The sequence below is a fragment of the Klebsiella sp. JB_Kp031 genome, from assembly GCF_040064295.1.
Lineage (GTDB): Bacteria > Pseudomonadota > Gammaproteobacteria > Enterobacterales > Enterobacteriaceae > Klebsiella > Klebsiella quasipneumoniae.
Genome location: NZ_JBEAJW010000040.1, coordinates 49,815 through 68,809, shown reverse-complemented (window position 1 = coordinate 68,809; position 18,995 = coordinate 49,815). Strand labels below are relative to the sequence as shown.

Here is an 18,995-nt window from a genome sequence, read left to right as displayed (position 1 = left end):
CCTTTTTGGAGAGGGTTTGGGTGAGGGGAAAAGCCTCACCCCAGCCCTCTCAGGTAAAAACATTAATTGAAGGTTACTACTATGAAAGCATTACATTTTGGCGCAGGTAATATCGGACGTGGCTTTATCGGTAAACTGCTGGCCGACGCGGGCATCGAACTGACGTTTGCCGATGTTAATCAGACCGTACTTGATGCCCTGAATGCCCGTCATAGCTACCAGGTTCACGTCGTTGGCGAAAATGAGCAGGTGGATACCGTCTCCGGCGTGAATGCCGTCAGCAGCATTGGCGACGAGGTCGTGGATCTGATCGCCAGCGTCGACCTGGTGACCACTGCCGTCGGTCCCGTGGTCCTTGAGCGCATCGCCCCGGCCATCGCCAAAGGGCTGGCGAAGCGCAAAGCGCAGGGCACCGAACGCTCGCTGAACATTATCGCCTGCGAAAATATGGTGCGCGGCACCACGCAGTTAAAAGGCCACGTATTTAACGCCCTGGCGGAGGAAGATAAGGCCTGGGTGGAAACCCATATCGGCTTCGTCGACTCCGCCGTTGACCGTATCGTGCCGCCATCGGCGTCCGCTACCCATGACCCGCTGGAAGTCACCGTGGAAACCTTCAGCGAATGGATCGTCGATAAAACCCAGTTCAAGGGCGAACTGCCGACCATCCCGGGAATGGAATTAACTGATAACCTGATGGCATTTGTCGAGCGCAAGCTCTTCACCTTGAACACCGGGCATGCTATAACCGCCTACCTCGGAAAACTGGCGGGCCACCAGACGATTCGCGATGCGATCCTCGACGAGAAAATTCGGGCCGTCGTGCAGGGCGCGATGGAGGAGAGCGGCGCGGTGCTGATCAAACGCTACGCCTTTGACCCGCAGAAGCACGCGGCTTATATCCAGAAAATTCTTGGCCGTTTCGAGAACCCGTACCTGAAAGACGATGTTGAGCGCGTTGGCCGTCAGCCGCTGCGCAAACTGAGCGCCGGCGACCGTTTAATTAAGCCGCTGCTGGGTACACTGGAATACGGCCTGCCGCACCGCAACCTGGTGAAAGGGATCGCGGCGGCGATGCATTTCCGTAGCGAAGACGATCCGCAGGCTCAGGAGCTGGCGGCGCTGATCGCCGACAAGGGGCCGCAGGCCGCGCTGGCCCAGATTTCCGGCCTTGACGCGGCAAGCGATGTCGTCGCGGAGGCCGTTAACGACTACAACGCGGTAAAATGATGCACAACCTGGCGCGACCAACGTCGCGCCCATTACGACTCCTGTCAGATATGCAGGCAATGATGGAAGAAACACAAGCATTTGAAAACCGTGTGCTTGAGCGTCTGAATGCTGGCAAAACCGTACGAAGCTTCCTGATCGCCACCGTCGAGCTGTTAACGGAAGCGGTCAATATTCTGGTGCTTCAGGTGTTCCGTAAAGACGACTACGCGGTGAAATACGCCGTCGAGCCCTTGCTGGAGGGCAGCGGGCCGCTCGGCGATCTCTCTGTACGCCTGAAGCTGATTTATGGCCTTGGGGTGATAAGTCGTGCCGAATATGAAGACGCCGAGCTGCTGATGGCCCTGCGCGAGGAGCTTAATCACGACGGCAATGAGTACAGCTTTACCGACGACGAAATTATCGGTCCGTTCGGCGAACTGCACTGCGTCGCCGCCCTGCCGCCAACGCCGCAGTTTGATGACAGCGACGCCGAACTGCTGGCAATGCAGAAACTGCGTTACCAGCAGATGGTGCGTTCAACGATGGTGTTGTCCCTGACTGAGCTGATTTCACGAATCAGCTTAAAAAAAGCCTTCCAGAAATCAACGCTCTGATTCCGGCTCCGTCTGGTCGCAGGTCGGCCGGTAAAGCTGACGATAATATTCCAGACGCTGCATAAACAACGCTTCCTTATCCTGCGGGATATCTCGCGGTACATGCTGCAGCCGCGGAGACTTTTTCAAATACTCCATAAACGCCTGACTGGAAGCCATAAAATCAACCGCTTTGTCGATTAAACGTGGTACGCCGTCGCCGATCTTTGCCATCACGTCCTCCTTTTGGGAATAATCTGATTAAGCATTAGCCAATTCACCGGCGTGGGTTAAGGAAAACGTGCTTATCTGCCGACCGGCTTCACAGAAATGAAATTAGAGCGGATATCAGAAAGAATATTAATAAAATTCAAATTATTAGCAGGTTCAGGTATCGTATTCTGACGGCGATTAACGGCGAATTTTTGATAAATAGCTATCAACAATAGCGGTCACGGCACATACTATAGGCGAATGAAGCCCCTTTATTAACAGATCAAATCACCATGAAAGAAGTCGAAAAGAATGAAATCAAACGTCTGAGCGATCGTCTCGACGCCATCCGCCACCAGCAGGCCGAGCTGTCGCTGGTGGAAGCCGCCGATAAATACGCTGAGCTGGAAAAAGAAAAAGCCACTCTGGAAACGGAGATTGAACGTCTGCGTTCCGTCCAGAGCCAGAAGCTGAGCAAAGAGGCGCAAAAGCTGATGAGCCTGCCGTTCCGTCGCGCGATTACCAAAAAAGAGCAGGCCGATATGGGCAAGCTGAAGAAAAGCGTCCGCGGCCTGGTGGTCGTCCATCCGATGACCGCCCTGGGCCGGGAAATGGGTCTGAAAGAGATGACCGGTTTCGCCCGCAGCGAATTCTAATCCCCAGCCCTCTCCGTCCGGAGAGGGTTATTCTGTCCTACCGCCACCCTTTTTCGTCCCCTGCTGGCAGATTGGTCCAACCAATAAATTCATCTACCCCCCAACAGTTCACAAATCCATCAAAATGCATCACAAACCCGTTGCCTAAGAGTAACATCTGGTTAACCATTCGTTGTCATCAACCCTGCAATCCCTAATTGGCCGGGCCAATTTTACCTAAGACGGATTCGGCAATGAGCGCAGACTCAGCCCACTCGTCCTGGCGGCCCGATGGAGACCCTGCATGAATCTCTGGCAACAAAACTACGATCCCGCCGGTAATATCTGGTTATCCAGTCTTATCGCATCGCTACCGATTCTGTTTTTCTTTTTTGCGCTGATTAAGCTCAAACTGAAAGGCTATCTCGCCGCTACCTGGACCGTTGCGATCGCCCTGGCCGTCGCATTGCTGTTCTATAAAATGCCGGTGGACCGTGCCCTGGCCTCGGTAGTGTATGGCTTCTTCTACGGACTGTGGCCCATCGCGTGGATTATTATCGCCGCGGTCTTTGTCTATAAAATCTCGGTGAAGACCGGACAGTTCGACATTATCCGCTCGTCGATCCTGTCGATTACGCCTGACCAACGCCTGCAGATGCTGATCGTCGGATTCTCGTTCGGCGCCTTTCTCGAAGGGGCAGCGGGGTTTGGCGCGCCGGTGGCGATTACCGCGGCGCTGCTGGTCGGACTCGGGTTTAACCCGCTGTATGCGGCTGGTCTGTGCCTGATCGTCAACACCGCGCCGGTGGCCTTCGGCGCGATGGGCATCCCAATCCTGGTGGCCGGCCAGGTAACCGGTATCGACAGCTTCGCCATCGGCCAGATGGTGGGCCGTCAGCTGCCGTTCCTGACCATTATCGTGCTGTTCTGGATCATGGCCATCATGGATGGCTGGCGGGGCATCAAAGAGACCTGGCCGGCGGTGATGGTCGCAGGCGGCTCGTTCGCTATCGCCCAGTACCTCAGCTCTAACTTCCTTGGCCCGGAGCTGCCAGACATCATCTCATCGCTGGTCTCCCTGGTCTGCCTGACCCTGTTCCTCAAACGCTGGCAGCCGGTGCGCATCTTCCGCTTTGGCGACATCGGCGCCTCGCAGGTGGATATGACGCTGGCCCGCACGCGCTACACCGCAGGACAAGTGATCCGCGCCTGGTCGCCGTTCCTGTTCCTGACCGCCACCGTAACCCTGTGGAGCGTGCCGCCGTTCAAAGCGCTGTTCGCACCGGGCGGCGCGATGTATGACTTCGTCATCAATTTTTCGGTGCCGTTCCTCGACAAAATGGTCGCCCGCATGCCGCCGGTGGTCAGCGCCGCGACGCCTTACGCCGCCATCTATAAGTTTGACTGGCTGTCGGCAACCGGCACCGCCATTCTGTTCGCCGCCCTGCTGTCCATCGTCTGGCTGCGTATGAAGCCGAAAGACGCGCTGACCACCTTCGCCGGGACGCTGAAGGACCTGGCGCTGCCGATCTACTCTATCGGCATGGTGCTGGCGTTCGCCTTTATCTCCAACTACTCCGGGCTGTCGTCAACCCTGGCCCTGGCGCTGGCCCATACCGGCCACGCGTTTACCTTCTTCTCGCCGTTCCTGGGCTGGCTGGGGGTATTCCTGACCGGTTCGGACACCTCGTCTAACGCCCTGTTCGCCGCGCTGCAGGCAACGGCGGCGCAGCAGATTGGCGTCTCCGATATCCTGCTGGTCGCGGCCAATACCACCGGCGGCGTCACCGGCAAGATGATTTCCCCACAGTCGATCGCCATCGCCTGCGCCGCGGTTGGCCTGGTGGGTAAAGAGTCGGATCTGTTCCGCTTTACCGTCAAACACAGCCTGATCTTCACCTGTATGGTGGGCCTGATCACCACGCTGCAGGCCTACGTTTTAACCTGGATGATCCCGTGATAGTGATGCCTAAACGCCTGGCCGACGATGTAGCCCGTCGCGTCCGGGCGCTGATTGAAGAACAACAGCTGGAGGCGGGCATGCGACTGCCCGCCGAGCGTCAGCTCGCCGCTCAGCTCGGCGTCTCGCGCAATTCCCTGCGCGAAGCGCTGGCGATGCTGGTCAATGAAGGGGTACTGCTGAGCCGTCGAGGCGGCGGCACTTTCGTCCGCTTTCAGCATGAACCGTGGTCGGAGCAAAACATCGTCCAGCCGCTGAAGACGCTACTAGCCGATGACCCTGACTACAGCTTCGACATCCTCGAGGCCCGCCACGCCATCGAAGCCAGCACCGCGTGGCACGCGGCGATGCGGGCCACCGACGCTGATAAAGAAAAAATTCGCCTGTGCTTTGAAGCGACCCAGAGCGAAGACCCGGATATCGCCTCGCAGGCGGACGTCCGCTTCCATCTGGCCATCGCCGAAGCCTCGCATAACGTGGTGCTCCTGCAAACCATGCGCGGCTTTTTCGACCTGCTGCACTCCTCCGTCAAGCAGAGCCGTCAGCGTATGTATCTGGTGCCGCCGGTATTTGCCCGCCTGACCGAACAGCACCAGGCCGTCATGGAGGCGATTGTCGCCGGCGACGCCGAGGCGGCGCGCCAGGCGATGATGGCCCACTTAGGCTTTGTCCACGCCACCATTAAACGTTTTGATGAAGACCAGGCCCGCCAGGCGCGAATTACCCGCCTGCCCGGCGATGCTATTGATAATTCCAGGGAGAATTCGTGATGATTATTTCCGCCGCCAGCGACTATCGCGCCGCCGCCCAGCGTATCCTGCCGCCTTTCCTGTTCCACTATATCGACGGCGGGGCTTACGCCGAACATACCCTGCGCCGCAACGTGGAAGATCTCTCCGACGTGGCGTTACGCCAGCGTATTCTGCGCAATATGTCGGACCTGAGCCTCGAGACCACCCTCTTCAACGAGAAGCTGGCGATGCCGACGGCGCTGGCGCCGGTGGGGCTGTGTGGGATGTACGCCCGCCGCGGCGAAGTGCAGGCCGCCGGCGCAGCGGATGACAAAGGTATTCCGTTTACCCTCTCCACCGTTTCCGTCTGCCCAATTGAAGAGGTCGCCCCGACCATCAAGCGGCCGATGTGGTTCCAGCTGTACGTTCTGCGCGACCGCGGCTTTATGCGCAATGCGCTGGAGCGCGCTAAGGCGGCGGGTTGTTCAACGCTGGTCTTTACCGTCGATATGCCGACCCCCGGCGCCCGCTACCGCGACGCCCATTCCGGCATGAGCGGCCCGAACGCCGCCCTGCGCCGCTACTGGCAGGCGGTCACCCATCCGCAGTGGGCATGGGACGTTGGCCTCAACGGCCGTCCGCACGATCTGGGGAATATCTCCGCCTATCTCGGCCAGCCGACCGGCCTGGAGGATTACATCGGCTGGCTGGCGAATAACTTCGATCCATCGATTTCATGGAAAGACCTCGAGTGGATCCGTGATTTCTGGGACGGTCCGATGGTGATCAAAGGGATCCTCGACCCGGAGGACGCCCGCGACGCGGTGCGCTTTGGCGCCGACGGTATTGTGGTCTCCAACCACGGCGGCCGCCAGCTTGACGGCGTGCTCTCCTCCGCTCGCGCCCTGCCGGCAATTGCCGACGCCGTGAAAGGCGACATTACCATTCTCGCCGACAGCGGCATCCGCAACGGTCTCGACGTCGTGCGGATGATCGCCCTGGGCGCCGACAGCGTACTGCTGGGCCGCGCTTACCTGTACGCCCTGGCGACCCATGGCAAGCAGGGGGTGGCGAATCTGCTGAATCTAATCGAGAAAGAGATGAAGGTGGCGATGACCCTGACCGGCGCGAAAACCATCGCGGACATTAGCCGTGATTCGCTGGTGCAGAACGCGGAGGCGCTGCAGACCTTCGATGCGCTGAAGCAGCATAACGCGGCATAAGCTGCGCCGTTGTGCTCTCTCTCCTCACCCTCTCCGTCAGGGAGAGGGAACCGTCCGGCAGCCAGGCTAGCGGTAGCGTTCGCCTTAACCTCCGTCCAGGTAAAGTACCGAAGGTTGGGTGAGTCCTTTTACCCGCGTCCTCCGGCCCACCGGCCGGCGCCGGTTTTCCCCCTCTCCCTCAGGGAGAGGGCCGGGGTGAGGGTTGACCAAATATCTGCTATTCTGCCCCCCGCAATTAAGGGGGCAGTATGCTGAACATCGTGTTATTCGAACCAGAGATCCCGCCGAACACCGGGAATATTATCCGCCTGTGCGCCAACACGGGCTTCAGTCTGCATATCATTGAGCCCATGGGCTTCACCTGGGACGATAAGCGCCTGAGACGCGCCGGACTGGACTATCACGAGTTCACCGCCGTGCAGCGCCACGCCGATTACGCGGCGTTTCTCGCCAGCGCGCAGCCGCAGCGCCTGTTCGCCCTTACCACCAAAGGTACGCCGGCGCACAGCGCGGTCAGCTATCAGGATGGCGATTTCTTGATGTTTGGTCCGGAAACCCGCGGTCTGCCGGCGAGCATCCTTGATGCCCTGCCGCCGGAGCAGAAAATTCGGATTCCGATGATGCCGGACAGCCGCAGCATGAACCTGTCGAATGCGGTGTCGGTGGTGGTGTATGAAGCCTGGCGGCAGCTGGGGTATCCAGGCGCCGTGCTGCGCAGCTAGCCTGAGCGATTCCCGGATTGCAGCGCAAGGAGCCTTATCCGGGCGACAGGCTGGCGGGATGAGATCGTAGGCCCGGTAAGCGCAGCGCCACCGGGCAAGACGTTAAATCCCGTCGCCGTACTCGAAAGTGTGGTGAATACCGTTGAAATGCTGATCCATATCCATCGCCGGCTTATCGCTCTCCGGCTTGCCGACGATGCGCGCAGGAACACCTGCGGCAGTGGTATGCGGCGGCACCGGCTGCAGCACCACTGAGCCTGCGCCGATTTTTGCCCCACGCCCGACTTCGATATTGCCGAGGATCTTCGCTCCGGCGCCAATCATCACGCCTTCGCGAATTTTCGGGTGACGGTCGCCGCTGGTTTTACCGGTACCGCCGAGGGTGACCGACTGCAGAATAGAGACGTCATCCTCAATCACCGCCGTTTCGCCAACCACAATACCGGTGGCGTGGTCGAGCATGATCCCGCGGCCGATTTTCGCCGCCGGGTGGATATCCACCTGGAAAGAGACGGAGACCTGGTTTTGCAGGAAAATCGCCAGCGCACGCCGGCCCTGCGTCCACAACCAGTGGCCGATACGATAGGCCTGCAGGGCATGGAAACCCTTCAGATAGAGCAGCGGCGTGGAGTATTTATCCACCGCCGGGTCACGCGTGCGCACCGCCTGAATATCGCAGGCGGCGGAGGCGATCATTTCCGGGTCGGCGGCGTAGGCTTCTTCCACCACTTCGCGAATGGCGATCGCCGGCATAATCGGGGAAGCCAGCTTGTTGGCCAACATATAGCTCAGTGCGCTGCCCAGATTTTCATGCTTGAGTAACGTTGCGTGGTAAAAACTGGCGAGCATTGGCTCACAGTCAGCCAGAGCCCGGGCTTCGGCTTTAATATTATTCCAGACGATATCCAGTTCTTCACACGGCATTGCATACTCCAGGCGATATGGTAATGACCTGCCAGTTCTGCGCTGGCAGGGTCATTCAGGTGACAAAGGAAAGCTAATTGCTGCTGCGCTCGTCCTTGCGGGCGCGACCCAATAAGGTCAATGCTGCCTCGCGCGCAATTTTTCCGCAATACAATACCTGATAAATTTCCTCGGTTATTGGCATTTCGACACCTAAACGCTGTGCCAGAACGCGAACTTCCTTGGTATTGCGGTAGCCTTCAACCACCTGGCCAATCTTTTCCTGGGCGCTTTGCACGTCCATCCCCTGGCCGAGCATCATGCCGAAGCGACGGTTACGGGACTGGTTGTCGGTGCAGGTGAGCACCAGGTCACCGAGGCCGGCCATCCCCATAAAGGTTTCCGGGTCGGCACCCAGCGCCGCGCCAAGGCGAGACATTTCCACCAGGCCACGGGTAATCAGCGCCGTCCGCGCATTGGCGCCGAAGCCGATGCCGTCCGACATCCCCGCCCCGATGGCGATGACGTTTTTCACCGCGCCGCCGAGTTGTACGCCGATAAAGTCCGGGTTGATGTAGACGCGGAAGCTCTTGCCGCAGTGCAGCAGGTGCTGCAGATCCTCGGCAAACTGCGGATCCGTCGCCGCCAGCGAAATCGCCGTCGGCAGGCCGGCGGCCAGCTCTTTGGCGAAGGTTGGCCCGGAGATCACCGCCAGCGGGATATCATCGCCCAGCGCTTCACGCGCCACGTCCTGCAGCAGACGACCGGTTTCGGCCTCAAGGCCTTTGGTCGCCCACACCAGACGCGCGTCAGGACGCATCAGCGGTTTAATCTGGCGTAACACCTGACCAAACACATGGCTTGGCACCACCACCAGAATATCGCGGCTGGCGGCCAGCGCGGTGGCCAGGTCGCTTTCAAGATGCAGCGTATCCGGGAAAGGCACATCGGGAAGGAACGCGGCGTTGCAGCGATCGTGTTGCAGCGTCGCGATATGTTTCGGGTCATGGCCCCAGAGCACAACGTGGTGGCCATTTCTTGCCAGGGTGATGGCAAGAGCGGTGCCGTAAGAGCCGGCACCGATCACAGTCATTGCAGCATTAAGTGCGTTCATCAGGCATCCTGATGTTGTTCAGCACCTTCGCCAGCCTGCTGCTGCAGATAGTTCATAAACAGCGCGTCGAAGTTCACTGGCGCAAGGTTAAGTTGCGGGAAGGTACCGCGGGAAACCAGGCTGGTGATGCACTCGCGCGCGTACGGGAACAGAATGTTCGGGCAGTATGCGCCAAGGCAGTGCGCCATCTGGGTGCCTTCGATGCCGTCGATGGAGAAAATACCGCCCTGCTGTACTTCGCAGAGGAACGCGGTCTCTTCGCCCAGCGCGGCGGTCACGGTTACACGCAGCACCACTTCATAAACGCCTTCAGCCAGCTGGGTGGAGGCGGTATCCAGATCAAGTTTAACTTCCGGCTGCCAGTCTTTCTGGAAAACTTGCGGCGCGTTCGGCGCTTCAAAAGAGATATCTTTGGTATAGATACGCTGGATCTGGAAGGTCATTTCGGTGCTGTTTTGTTCTGACATAGTAAAACCCTTTCGTGTTGTCCTTAAATACGCGCTTCCGCCAGGGAAAGCGCGCAAAAATTAGCGCAAGAGGGGATCAAGTCCACCACGTGAATCAAGCGCATACAAGTCGTCACAGCCGCCAATGTGCTGCGCATCAATAAAAATCTGCGGAACCGTCGTCCGTCCGCTGCGCTGGATCATCTCCTCACGCTTCGCGGCATCGCCATCGATCGGCAACTCATGGAACGTTACGCCTTTGCTGTTCAGCAGCGCTTTCGCGCGGATGCAGAACGGGCAGGTCGCTTTGGTGTAGATCTCAATATTGGCCATGACTTCACTCCTGTTATTACCCTGAGGGTTTTACGCCGCAGCCTGTGTTCCCCTCACGTCAGGCGCGACGGGGAAAACGCGGCGGCATCACCACGCGAGGTAAGTTATTTGCCGCGTACCAGAGGGAGGTTTTCGCCGCTCCAGCCAGCAATGCCCTCTTTCAGTACAAAGACTTTTTCAAACCCGGCTTTGTTCAGCGCGTTGGCTGGCTCTTGCGCCTGCATGCCGGAACCGTCTACCACAATAATGGGTTGCGATTTGTGTTTTTCCAACTCGCCGACGTTATTCGCTTTGATATCGCTGGGCAGCAGGTTGATGGCGCCGGCAATATGGCCTTTACGGAAATCGTCACGCTGACGCAGGTCGACCACTACCGCGTCTTCTTTATTGATAAGACGCGTCGCTTCACCACGGGTGATGACTTTAACTTTCGACATCAGGCCCTTGAAGGTGGTGAACAGCACCGCCCCCAGCAGCGCGATCCACGCGATGCTCAGAACAGGGTGACGGCCGATGAATTGCATAATTTCTTGCATGGGGGGTTACAACTCCCGACTAAGTGAGAAAAAAACCAGGAAAGGAGTATACCTGTGCCTTGCGGCAATTACAGCCAGTGAGCGCGATGTAATGTATTTTCTGCGGGCGGCGGCGAAAAAAAGCCGTTCTCGCTGACGCGCCGCGGACTGGCCGCTCCCTTTCTTTGATCTTTCACGGGGATTTAAACGATTCAGCTGTAGTAAAATTACGCAAAATTTCTGTCTTTGAGCATGAGGTTGTCGCAATGTCGGTTACTAAAAAACCTATGGTACTGGTGATTCTGGATGGCTACGGCTATCGCGAAGACCAACAGGATAACGCCATTTACAGCGCTAAAACGCCGGTAATGGACGCCCTGTGGGCCAAATGTCCGCATACCCTGATCGATGCATCCGGCCTGGAAGTTGGCCTGCCGGACCGTCAGATGGGGAACTCCGAAGTGGGTCACGTCAACCTGGGCGCCGGTCGTATCGTCTATCAGGACCTGACCCGTCTCGATGTGGAAATTAAAGAACGCACCTTCTTCGCCAACCCGGTACTGACCGCCGCGGTCGATAAAGCGGTTGCCGCCGGCAAAGCGGTACATATCATGGGTCTGATGTCGCCAGGCGGCGTCCACAGCCACGAAGATCACATCATGGCGATGGTGGAGCTGGCGGCAGAGCGCGGCGCTGAGAAGATCTACCTGCACGCCTTCCTCGACGGCCGTGATACGCCGCCGCGCAGCGCGGAAAAAACGCTGGCGACATTCGAAGCCAAATTTGCCGCGCTGGGCAAAGGCCGCATCGCGTCGCTCATCGGCCGCTACTACGCCATGGACCGCGACAACCGCTGGGATCGCGTTGAGCAGGCCTATGACCTGATGACCCTGGCGAAAGGCGAATTCCAGGCCGATACCGCCGTCGCCGGTCTGCAGGCTGCCTACGCCCGTGACGAAAACGACGAGTTCGTGAAAGCGACCGTGATCCGCGCCGCCGGCCAGGCCGATGCGGCGATGGAAGATGGCGATGCGCTGATCTTCATGAACTTCCGTGCTGACCGCGCGCGCGAAATCACCCGCGCCTTCGTCAACGCCGACTTCGACGGCTTTGCGCGTAAGAAAGTGGTTAACCTCGACTTCGTGATGCTCACCGAATATGCCGCCGACATCAAAGTGGCCTGCGCCTACCCGCCCGCCTCGCTGGCCAATACCTTCGGCGAGTGGATGGCCAAGCACGATAAAACCCAGCTGCGCATCTCCGAAACTGAGAAATACGCCCACGTCACCTTCTTCTTCAACGGCGGCGTAGAAGAGCCGTTCAAAGGCGAAGAGCGGATTCTGATTAATTCGCCGAAAGTAGCGACCTACGATCTGCAGCCGGAAATGAGCTCCGCCGAGCTGACCGAGAAACTGGTCGCGGCCATCAAAGGCGGCCAGTACGACACTATCATCTGTAACTACCCGAACGGCGATATGGTTGGCCATACCGGGGTGATGGAAGCCGCCGTAAAAGCCGTTGAAGCGCTGGATCACTGCATCGATCAGGTGGCGCAGGCGGTGGAATCCGTTGGCGGTCAGCTGCTGATCACCGCCGACCACGGTAACGCCGAGCAGATGCGCGACCCGGCCACCGGTCAGGCGCATACCGCCCACACCAACCTGCCGGTTCCGCTGATCTACGTCGGTAACAAAGCGGTTAAAGCGGTCAATGGCGGCAAACTTTCCGACATCGCCCCAACCATGCTGTCGCTGATGGGAATGGAAATCCCGCAAGAGATGACTGGCAAGCCGCTGTTCATCGTGGAATAATCCTTCCCCATGAGGGGAAAGGCGACGTATTCAACTACATGGATCGCAACGGCAGTTCGATCCGTCCTTTACGCCAGCGCGCTCAGCGCTGGCGTATTACTGTGCGCGTCATCTGCGCACGCCGACGATCGCGATCAGCTTAAGTCCATCCAGGCCGACATCGCCGCCAGGCAGCGGGCGATTAAGCAACAGCAGCAGCAGCGCGCAAGCCTGCTCGCCCAGCTCAAAGCGCAGGAAGAAGCGATCGCCGCCGCGGCCCGCAAACTGCGCGAAACCCAGGACAACCTGAACCAGCTCAATAAGCAGATTGACGAAATGAACGCCTCTCTCGCGAAGCTGGAGCGCCAGCGCGCGTCTCAGGAGCGTAACCTCGCCGCGCAGCTTGACGCCGCGTTCCGCCAGGGGCCGCATACCGGCATCCAGATGGTGCTGAGCGGTGAAGAGGGCCAGCGCAATCAGCGGATGCAGGTCTACTTCAGCTATTTCAACCAGGCCCGTCAGGAAACCATCGCGGAACTGAAGAAAACGCGCGAAGAGATGGCGGTGCAAAAGTCGATGCTCGAAGAGAAGCAGAGCCAGCAGCAGACGCTGGTCTACGAGCAAAAAGCTCAGCAGGCGAAGCTGGAGCAGGCGCGTAACGAACGGAAAAAGACCCTTTCCGGCCTGGAATCCTCCATTCAGCAAGGTCAGCAACAGTTAAGTGAATTGCGGGCTAACGAATCGCGCCTACGCGGTCGTATCGCCCAGGCGGAGGCTGCCGCCAAAGCCCGAGCCGATCGGGAAGCACGCGATGCGCAGGCGGTGCGCGACCGCCAGCAGGAAGCATCGCGCAAAGGCACCACCTATAAACCAACGGAAAGCGAGCGTTCGCTGATGTCACGCACCGGCGGACTGGGCTCGCCGCGCGGTCAGGCGTTCTGGCCGGTTCGCGGTCCGCTCCTTCATCGATATGGCGAACAGCTGCAAGGTGAACTACGTTGGAAAGGGATGGTTATCGCCGCGTCTGAAGGCACCGAAGTCAGAGCCATTGCCGATGGTCGGGTCATTCTGGCCGACTGGCTGCAGGGCTATGGTCTGGTGGTGGTGGTCGAGCATGGCAAAGGCGACATGAGCCTGTATGGCTATAACCAAAGCGCGCTGGTCAGCGTCGGTACGCAGGTGCGTGCCGGTCAGCCTATCGCGCTCGTAGGCAGCAGCGGCGGTCAGGGCCGTCCGTCGCTCTATTTCGAAATTCGCCGCCAGGGTCAGGCGGTCAATCCACAGCCGTGGTTGGGAAGATAAGTTTTGCTTCAATTTCGCGCAATTGCTCTTGCCGTAGCCGGTTCGCTGGCTCTGGCGGCGCCAGCGTTCGCTGGCAAACTCTCCATCGTTATTGACGATTTTGGCTACCGCCCGCAGACCGAAAATCAGGTGCTGGCGCTGCCTTCCACTATCTCCGTCGCCGTGCTGCCGAACGCGCCGCACGCCCGGGAAATGGCCACGAAAGCGCATAATCTGGGCCATGAAGTGCTCATCCACCTGCCGATGGCGCCGCTCAGCAAACAGCCGCTGGAAAAAGACACCCTGCGTCCCGAAATGAGCAGCGAGGAGATCGAGCGCATCATTCGCGAGGCTTACGGCAAAGTCCCCTACGCCGTCGGGCTGAATAACCATATGGGCAGCGCGATGACCTCCAACCTGTTTGGCATGCAGAAGGTGATGCAGGCCCTGGAGCGCTACAATCTCTATTTTCTCGACAGCGTGACCATCGGCAATACCCAGGCCATGCGCGCCGCGCAGGGCACCGGGGTGAAGGTGATTAAGCGCAAGGTGTTTCTTGACGATACGCAGAATGAAGCCGATATCCGCACCCAGTTCAACCGCGCCATCGCCCTGGCGCGTCGTAACGGTTCGGCGATAGCCATTGGCCATCCGCATCCGACGACGGTGCGGGTGCTGCAGCAGATGGTCTATAATCTGCCGCCGGATATCACGCTGGTGCGCCCGAGCAGCCTGCTCAACGAGCCGCAGGTCGACAATTCGACGCCAAACTACGCTCAGCCGCCCGCGCAACAAACGGCGCCGCAGCAGCAGAAGCCGCGTAATCCGTTCCACGGCGTGAAGTATTGCAAGCCGAAGCGCCCGCTGGAGCCCGTGAACGCCAGCCGCTTCTTCACTATCCTCAGCGACAGCATCAGCCAGAGCGCGCTGGTCCAGTACTATCGCCTCAAATGGCAGGGCTGGGACAATCCCGGCAACTAGACCACTCAGGGGTCCGTTCGCTTTTGCGCGACGGGCGCCTGGTTATCTTCGTGGGCGTACCACGCCTTAAAATATTTGAGAAAGCTATAAAACGTGGCGTACAGGCCGGTGACCACGCCGACTTTGCCATAGCGCCACGCCCCGCTGAACAGATACCATTTAAAGAAAGCGCCAATGGCGCTGACGATCCCCCGCGCCAGCGAAGGTTTGATCTGCTGGTGCTTCACCAGCCGGGTGGTATAGCTGTTCAGCTTATTAAACACTTCATGCAGCGAATAAAAGGTGTCATGGCGTACAAAGCCCGGCAGCCTGACGGATCGCGCGTGTCCAACCACCTGGTCATCCACCGGCCGGTCGTTAAATCGCGCCTGCTGGCGGTTAAAGAGGCGCACCGGGTAATCCGGCGAGGAAATGGGGTAGATCGTCCGCACCTGCTTGCCGAGGACAAACCAGTAGCGCGGCAAACGCCAGGCGCATGCCGGGTCAGGCTCCTCCCCCGCTTTTAACGCCTGAATGGCAGACACGACGTCGTTATCAAGAATTTCATCGCTGTCCATGCACAGCACCCAGTCATGGCTGGCCAGCCCAATGGCATAGTTCATCTGCGCGCCGTGGGCTTTATAGGCATGGTGATGGACGGTGAGACCAAACTGCTGACAAATAGAGACCGTTTCGTCGGTGCTACCGGAGTCGACGACAATACACTCATCGGCCACCCTCAGCAGCGGGGGCAGCACCTCCATGAGCAGACGTGCAGAGTTACAGGTCAGTAAGCATACGGAGAGTTTAAGCATGATAGTTACAAAGTTAAACCGCGACTAAACACACTGTATAAGCGAATAACCGTAAAATCGATGTAGAAATTGTGCGCTTGATATTAAGCAGGCTAAAAATGTTATCCAAATCTAAATTAAGGCGCCCGCAGGCGCCTTTTTTGCTGGTTTTTACAACTGACCGGAGGCGTTATTCCCAGCTCAGAACCACTTTACCAGACTGGCCGGAGCGCATGGCGTCAAAACCCTTCTGGAAGTCATCAATGCCGAAGCGGTGGGTGATGATCGGTGAGAGATCCAGACCAGACTGGATCAGCGCCGCCATCTTGTACCAGGTTTCGAACATTTCGCGGCCGTAGATCCCTTTGATAAACAGCCCTTTGAAGATGACCTTGGTCCAGTCGATGGACATATCCGACGGTGGAATACCCAGCATCGCGATACGGCCGCCGTGGTTCATGGTATCCAGCATGCTGCGAAACGCCGGCGGCGCGCCGGACATCTCCAGGCCCACATCGAAACCTTCGGTCATCCCCAGCTCGACCATCACGTCATTAAGGTTCTCTTTGGCCACGTTCACCGCGCGGGTAACGCCCATTTTGCGCGCCAGCTCAAGACGGTACTCGTTAACGTCAGTGATCACCACATTACGCGCGCCGACATGTTTCGCTACCGCCGCCGCCATCACGCCGATCGGACCGGCGCCGGAAACCAGCACGTCTTCCCCGACCAGATCGAAGGAGAGCGCGGTGTGCACCGCGTTGCCGAACGGGTCGAAGATAGACGCCAGGTCATCAGAGATATTGTCGGGGATTTTAAAGGCGTTAAAGGCCGGGATCACCAGATACTCGGCAAAGCAGCCCGGGCGGTTGACGCCCACGCCGATGGTGTTGCGGCACAGGTGGGTACGGCCCGCGCGGCAGTTACGGCAGTGGCCGCAGGTGATATGCCCTTCGCCGGAGACGCGGTCGCCAATCTTAAAGCCGCGCACTTCCTGGCCAATCCCCACCACTTCGCCGACATATTCGTGCCCAACCACCATCGGTACCGGAATAGTCTTCTGCGACCACTCATCCCAGTTGTAGATGTGCACGTCGGTCCCGCAAATGGCGGTCTTGCGGATTTTAATCAGCAGATCGTTATGGCCGACTTCCGGTTCCGGTACGTCGGTCATCCAGATGCCTTCTTCCGCTTTCAGTTTGGATAACGCTTTCATCTCACACCCTTATTAGGCGATGACGCCCAGTTGTTTACCGATGCGGGTAAAGGCTTCCACCGCACGCTCAATTTGTTCAGGGGTATGCGCCGCCGACATCTGGGTGCGAATACGCGCCTGGCCTTTCGGTACCACCGGATAGAAGAAGCCGGTGACATAGATCCCTTCTTTCTGCAGCTCGCGGGCAAAGTTCTGCGCCACCACCGCTTCGCCCAGCATCACCGGAATGATGGCGTGGTCGGCGCCCGCCAGAGTGAAGCCTGCCGCGGTCATTTTTTCACGGAACAGACGCGCGTTGGCCCACAGGCGATCGCGCAGGTCTGCACCCTCTTCGACCATCTCCAGCACTTTGATGGAGGCGGCCACGATGGCCGGCGCCAGAGAGTTGGAGAACAGATACGGACGGGAACGCTGGCGCAGCCACTCGACCACCTCTTTGCGTGCGGCGGTGTAGCCGCCGGAGGCGCCGCCCAGCGCTTTACCCAACGTACCGGTGATGATATCGACGCGCCCCATCACATCGCAGTATTCGTGGGAGCCGCGGCCGTTTTCGCCGACGAAGCCGACGGCGTGGGAGTCATCGACCATCACCAGCGCATCGTATTTATCCGCCAGATCGCATACGCCTTTCAGGTTGGCGATCACGCCGTCCATCGAGAAGACGCCGTCGGTGGCGATTAACACGTGACGCGCCCCGGCGTCGCGGGCTTCTTTCAGGCGCGCTTCCAGCTCCTGCATGTCGTTGTTGGCATAGCGGAAGCGTTTCGCTTTACACAGGCGTACGCCGTCGATGATAGAGGCATGGTTCAGGGCGTCGGAGATAATGGCGTCTTCCGGGCCGAGCAGCGTTTCAAACAGGCCGCCGTTGGCGTCGAAGCAGGAGGAGTAGAGGATCGCGTCTTCCATACCGAGGAAATCGGCCAGCTTCTTCTCCAGCTGCTTATGCGTATCCTGGGTGCCGCAGATGAAGCGTACCGAGGCCATCCCGAAGCCGTGGCTGTCCATACCGGATTTCGCCGCGTCGATCAGCGCCGGGTGGTTGGCCAGACCCAGATAGTTATTGGCGCAGAAGTTAATCACGTGGCTGTCGCCGACGGTAATGTCCGCCTGCTGCGCCGAGGTGATGATGCGCTCTTCTTTAAACAAGCCTTCGGCCCGAGCGGTCTCCAGATTGCTAGTTAACTGTTTGTAGAAATCACCACGCATTGCAACTCTCCAGATTCGGCAAAATTTGGCACATATTACCCAAAGCTATACGCTGATACGAGATGATGCATGCCTGAATGAATTATTTGCAGCATAAATCACGTCAGCCCAGCACCTTATTCTGCGAATGGCTGTAGGCTTGCTCATGTGGTGATATGATATGAGCATTCATGTCCGGATTGTCTCCGGGCTCTCAACTTCAAAGGTACAGTTATGATCATCGTAACCGGCGGCGCAGGCTTTATCGGCAGCAACATCGTTAAAGCGCTGAACGACAAGGGCATTACCGACATTCTGGTTGTCGACAATCTGAAAGACGGCACCAAGTTTGTGAACCTGGTTGACCTGAACATCGCTGACTACATGGATAAAGAAGACTTTCTGATCCAGATTATGGCAGGCGAAGAGTTCGGCGACATTGACGCTATCTTCCACGAAGGCGCGTGCTCTTCCACCACGGAGTGGGACGGCAAGTACATGATGGACAACAACTATCAGTACTCCAAAGAGCTGCTGCACTACTGCCTGGAGCGCGAAATTCCGTTCCTGTACGCCTCTTCGGCAGCCACCTACGGTGGACGCACCAGCGATTTCATCGAGTCCCGCGAGTACGAGCAGCCGCTGAACGTCTACGGCTACTCCAAATTCCTGTTCGATGAATACGTCCGTCAGATCCTGCCTGAAGCCAATTCGCAGATCGTCGGCTTCCGCTACTTCAACGTCTACGGGCCGCGCGAAGGCCACAAAGGCAGCATGGCGAGCGTCGCTTTCCACCTCAACACCCAGCTGAATAATGGCGAAAGTCCGAAACTGTTCGAAGGCAGCGACGGCTTCAAGCGCGACTTCGTCTACGTCGGCGACGTGGCTGACGTCAACCTGTGGTTCTGGGAAAACGGCGTTTCCGGCATCTTCAACCTCGGCACCGGCCGCGCGGAATCCTTCCAGGCCGTCGCCGATGCGACCCTGGCGTACCACAAAAAAGGCAGCATCGAGTACATCCCGTTCCCGGACAAACTGAAAGGCCGCTACCAGGCGTTCACCCAGGCGGATCTGACTAACCTGCGTAAAGCGGGCTATGACAAACCGTTCAAAACCGTTGCCGAAGGCGTAACGGAGTATATGGCCTGGCTGAATCGGGGCGCGTAAGA

At 58.5% G+C, this 18,995-nt stretch carries 20 protein-coding genes; 11 read left to right on the top strand and 9 right to left on the bottom strand.

The window, feature by feature from the left end; all coding sequences use genetic code 11:
* Positions 1–81: 81 nt before the first annotated feature.
* Together mtlD and mtlR are read left to right on the top strand one after the other, a co-directional pair.
* Positions 82–1,230: a mannitol-1-phosphate 5-dehydrogenase gene (gene mtlD, locus ABLV64_RS20160; RefSeq protein WP_053809869.1), complete on the top strand. Its 1,149-nt coding sequence runs from the start codon at positions 82–84 to the stop codon at positions 1,228–1,230.
* Complete coding sequence (mtlR, locus tag ABLV64_RS20155; protein WP_002922401.1) at positions 1,230–1,826, top strand: mannitol operon repressor MtlR; 597 nt, start codon at positions 1,230–1,232, stop codon at positions 1,824–1,826. The genes mtlD and mtlR overlap by 1 nt, the downstream gene beginning before the upstream one ends.
* On the opposite strand, the gene ABLV64_RS20150 is transcribed toward mtlR, so the two are convergent.
* Positions 1,815–2,039 carry a hypothetical protein gene (locus ABLV64_RS20150; RefSeq protein WP_069135572.1) on the bottom strand — a complete coding sequence of 75 codons (225 nt, stop codon included), beginning with the start codon at positions 2,037–2,039 and terminating at the stop codon, positions 1,815–1,817. The two genes, mtlR and ABLV64_RS20150, sit on opposite strands and share 12 nt — an antisense overlap.
* A gap of 272 nt (positions 2,040–2,311) precedes the next feature.
* Here ABLV64_RS20150 and ABLV64_RS20145 point away from each other — a divergent pair, with 272 nt between their 5' ends.
* The 5 genes from ABLV64_RS20145 to trmL all read left to right on the top strand — a co-directional run bounded on the left by ABLV64_RS20145 (position 2,312) and on the right by trmL (position 7,289).
* Positions 2,312–2,674, top strand: a complete 363-nt coding sequence (locus ABLV64_RS20145; protein ID WP_002922410.1) for a YibL family ribosome-associated protein — start codon at positions 2,312–2,314, stop codon at positions 2,672–2,674.
* A 283-nt stretch (positions 2,675–2,957) separates the two neighbouring features.
* Positions 2,958–4,613: an L-lactate permease gene (gene lldP, locus ABLV64_RS20140; RefSeq protein WP_004205040.1), complete on the top strand. Its 1,656-nt coding sequence runs from the start codon at positions 2,958–2,960 to the stop codon at positions 4,611–4,613.
* Entirely contained in the window at positions 4,610–5,383 is a 774-nt protein-coding gene (lldR, locus tag ABLV64_RS20135) for a transcriptional regulator LldR (RefSeq protein WP_004205041.1), read from the top strand. The genes lldP and lldR overlap by 4 nt, the downstream gene beginning before the upstream one ends.
* Positions 5,383–6,567, top strand: coding sequence for an FMN-dependent L-lactate dehydrogenase LldD (gene lldD / locus ABLV64_RS20130; RefSeq protein WP_004205042.1), 1,185 nt, complete (start codon positions 5,383–5,385; stop codon positions 6,565–6,567). Before lldR ends, lldD begins: the two co-directional genes overlap by 1 nt.
* Positions 6,568–6,815: 248 nt before the next feature.
* On the top strand, positions 6,816–7,289 hold the full coding sequence (trmL, locus tag ABLV64_RS20125) for a tRNA (uridine(34)/cytosine(34)/5-carboxymethylaminomethyluridine(34)-2'-O)-methyltransferase TrmL (protein WP_004205043.1): 474 nt from the start codon (positions 6,816–6,818) through the stop codon (positions 7,287–7,289).
* Between the two features lie 102 nt (positions 7,290–7,391).
* Here trmL and cysE read toward each other — a convergent pair whose 3' ends face one another.
* The 5 genes from cysE to ABLV64_RS20100 all read right to left on the bottom strand — a co-directional run bounded on the left by cysE (position 7,392) and on the right by ABLV64_RS20100 (position 10,621).
* Positions 7,392–8,213, bottom strand: a complete 822-nt coding sequence (gene cysE, locus ABLV64_RS20120) for a serine O-acetyltransferase (protein WP_002922426.1) — start codon at positions 8,211–8,213, stop codon at positions 7,392–7,394.
* 73 nt (positions 8,214–8,286) lie between these two features.
* A complete protein-coding gene (gene gpsA, locus ABLV64_RS20115) occupies positions 8,287–9,306 on the bottom strand; it encodes an NAD(P)H-dependent glycerol-3-phosphate dehydrogenase (RefSeq protein ID WP_004205045.1) in 1,020 nt (339 codons plus the stop codon).
* On the bottom strand, positions 9,306–9,773 hold the full coding sequence (secB, locus tag ABLV64_RS20110; protein WP_002922428.1) for a protein-export chaperone SecB: 468 nt from the start codon (positions 9,771–9,773) through the stop codon (positions 9,306–9,308). Before secB ends, gpsA begins: the two co-directional genes overlap by 1 nt.
* A 60-nt stretch (positions 9,774–9,833) precedes the next feature.
* Complete coding sequence (grxC, locus tag ABLV64_RS20105) at positions 9,834–10,085, bottom strand: glutaredoxin 3 (RefSeq protein ID WP_002922429.1); 252 nt, start codon at positions 10,083–10,085, stop codon at positions 9,834–9,836.
* A gap of 104 nt (positions 10,086–10,189) precedes the next feature.
* Positions 10,190–10,621 carry a rhodanese-like domain-containing protein gene (locus ABLV64_RS20100; RefSeq protein WP_004205046.1) on the bottom strand — a complete coding sequence of 144 codons (432 nt, stop codon included), beginning with the start codon at positions 10,619–10,621 and terminating at the stop codon, positions 10,190–10,192.
* Positions 10,622–10,866: 245 nt separating this feature from the next.
* Between ABLV64_RS20100 and gpmM the strand changes: the two genes are divergently transcribed.
* From gpmM to ABLV64_RS20085, 3 genes are read left to right on the top strand one after another with little or no spacing between them, the layout of a single operon-like run.
* Positions 10,867–12,411 (top strand): 2,3-bisphosphoglycerate-independent phosphoglycerate mutase, encoded by a 1,545-nt coding sequence (gpmM, locus tag ABLV64_RS20095; protein ID WP_004205047.1) that lies wholly within the window; start codon positions 10,867–10,869, stop codon positions 12,409–12,411.
* Positions 12,412–12,420: 9 nt separating this feature from the next.
* Positions 12,421–13,692: a murein hydrolase activator EnvC gene (envC, locus tag ABLV64_RS20090; protein ID WP_004205048.1), complete on the top strand. Its 1,272-nt coding sequence runs from the start codon at positions 12,421–12,423 to the stop codon at positions 13,690–13,692.
* 3 nt (positions 13,693–13,695) lie between these two features.
* Positions 13,696–14,652, top strand: coding sequence for a divergent polysaccharide deacetylase family protein (locus ABLV64_RS20085; protein ID WP_004205049.1), 957 nt, complete (start codon positions 13,696–13,698; stop codon positions 14,650–14,652).
* A 5-nt stretch (positions 14,653–14,657) separates the two neighbouring features.
* On the opposite strand, the gene ABLV64_RS20080 is transcribed toward ABLV64_RS20085, so the two are convergent.
* From ABLV64_RS20080 to kbl, 3 genes are all read right to left on the bottom strand, one after another.
* Positions 14,658–15,446: a glycosyltransferase family 2 protein gene (locus ABLV64_RS20080; protein ID WP_017900043.1), complete on the bottom strand. Its 789-nt coding sequence runs from the start codon at positions 15,444–15,446 to the stop codon at positions 14,658–14,660.
* Between the two features lie 169 nt (positions 15,447–15,615).
* Positions 15,616–16,641 carry an L-threonine 3-dehydrogenase gene (tdh, locus tag ABLV64_RS20075; protein WP_043522712.1) on the bottom strand — a complete coding sequence of 342 codons (1,026 nt, stop codon included), beginning with the start codon at positions 16,639–16,641 and terminating at the stop codon, positions 15,616–15,618.
* A 12-nt stretch (positions 16,642–16,653) separates the two neighbouring features.
* Positions 16,654–17,847 (bottom strand): glycine C-acetyltransferase, encoded by a 1,194-nt coding sequence (gene kbl / locus ABLV64_RS20070; protein ID WP_017900044.1) that lies wholly within the window; start codon positions 17,845–17,847, stop codon positions 16,654–16,656.
* 213 nt (positions 17,848–18,060) lie between these two features.
* Here kbl and rfaD point away from each other — a divergent pair, with 213 nt between their 5' ends.
* Complete coding sequence (rfaD, locus tag ABLV64_RS20065; protein WP_004205054.1) at positions 18,061–18,993, top strand: ADP-glyceromanno-heptose 6-epimerase; 933 nt, start codon at positions 18,061–18,063, stop codon at positions 18,991–18,993.
* Positions 18,994–18,995 lie beyond the last annotated feature (2 nt).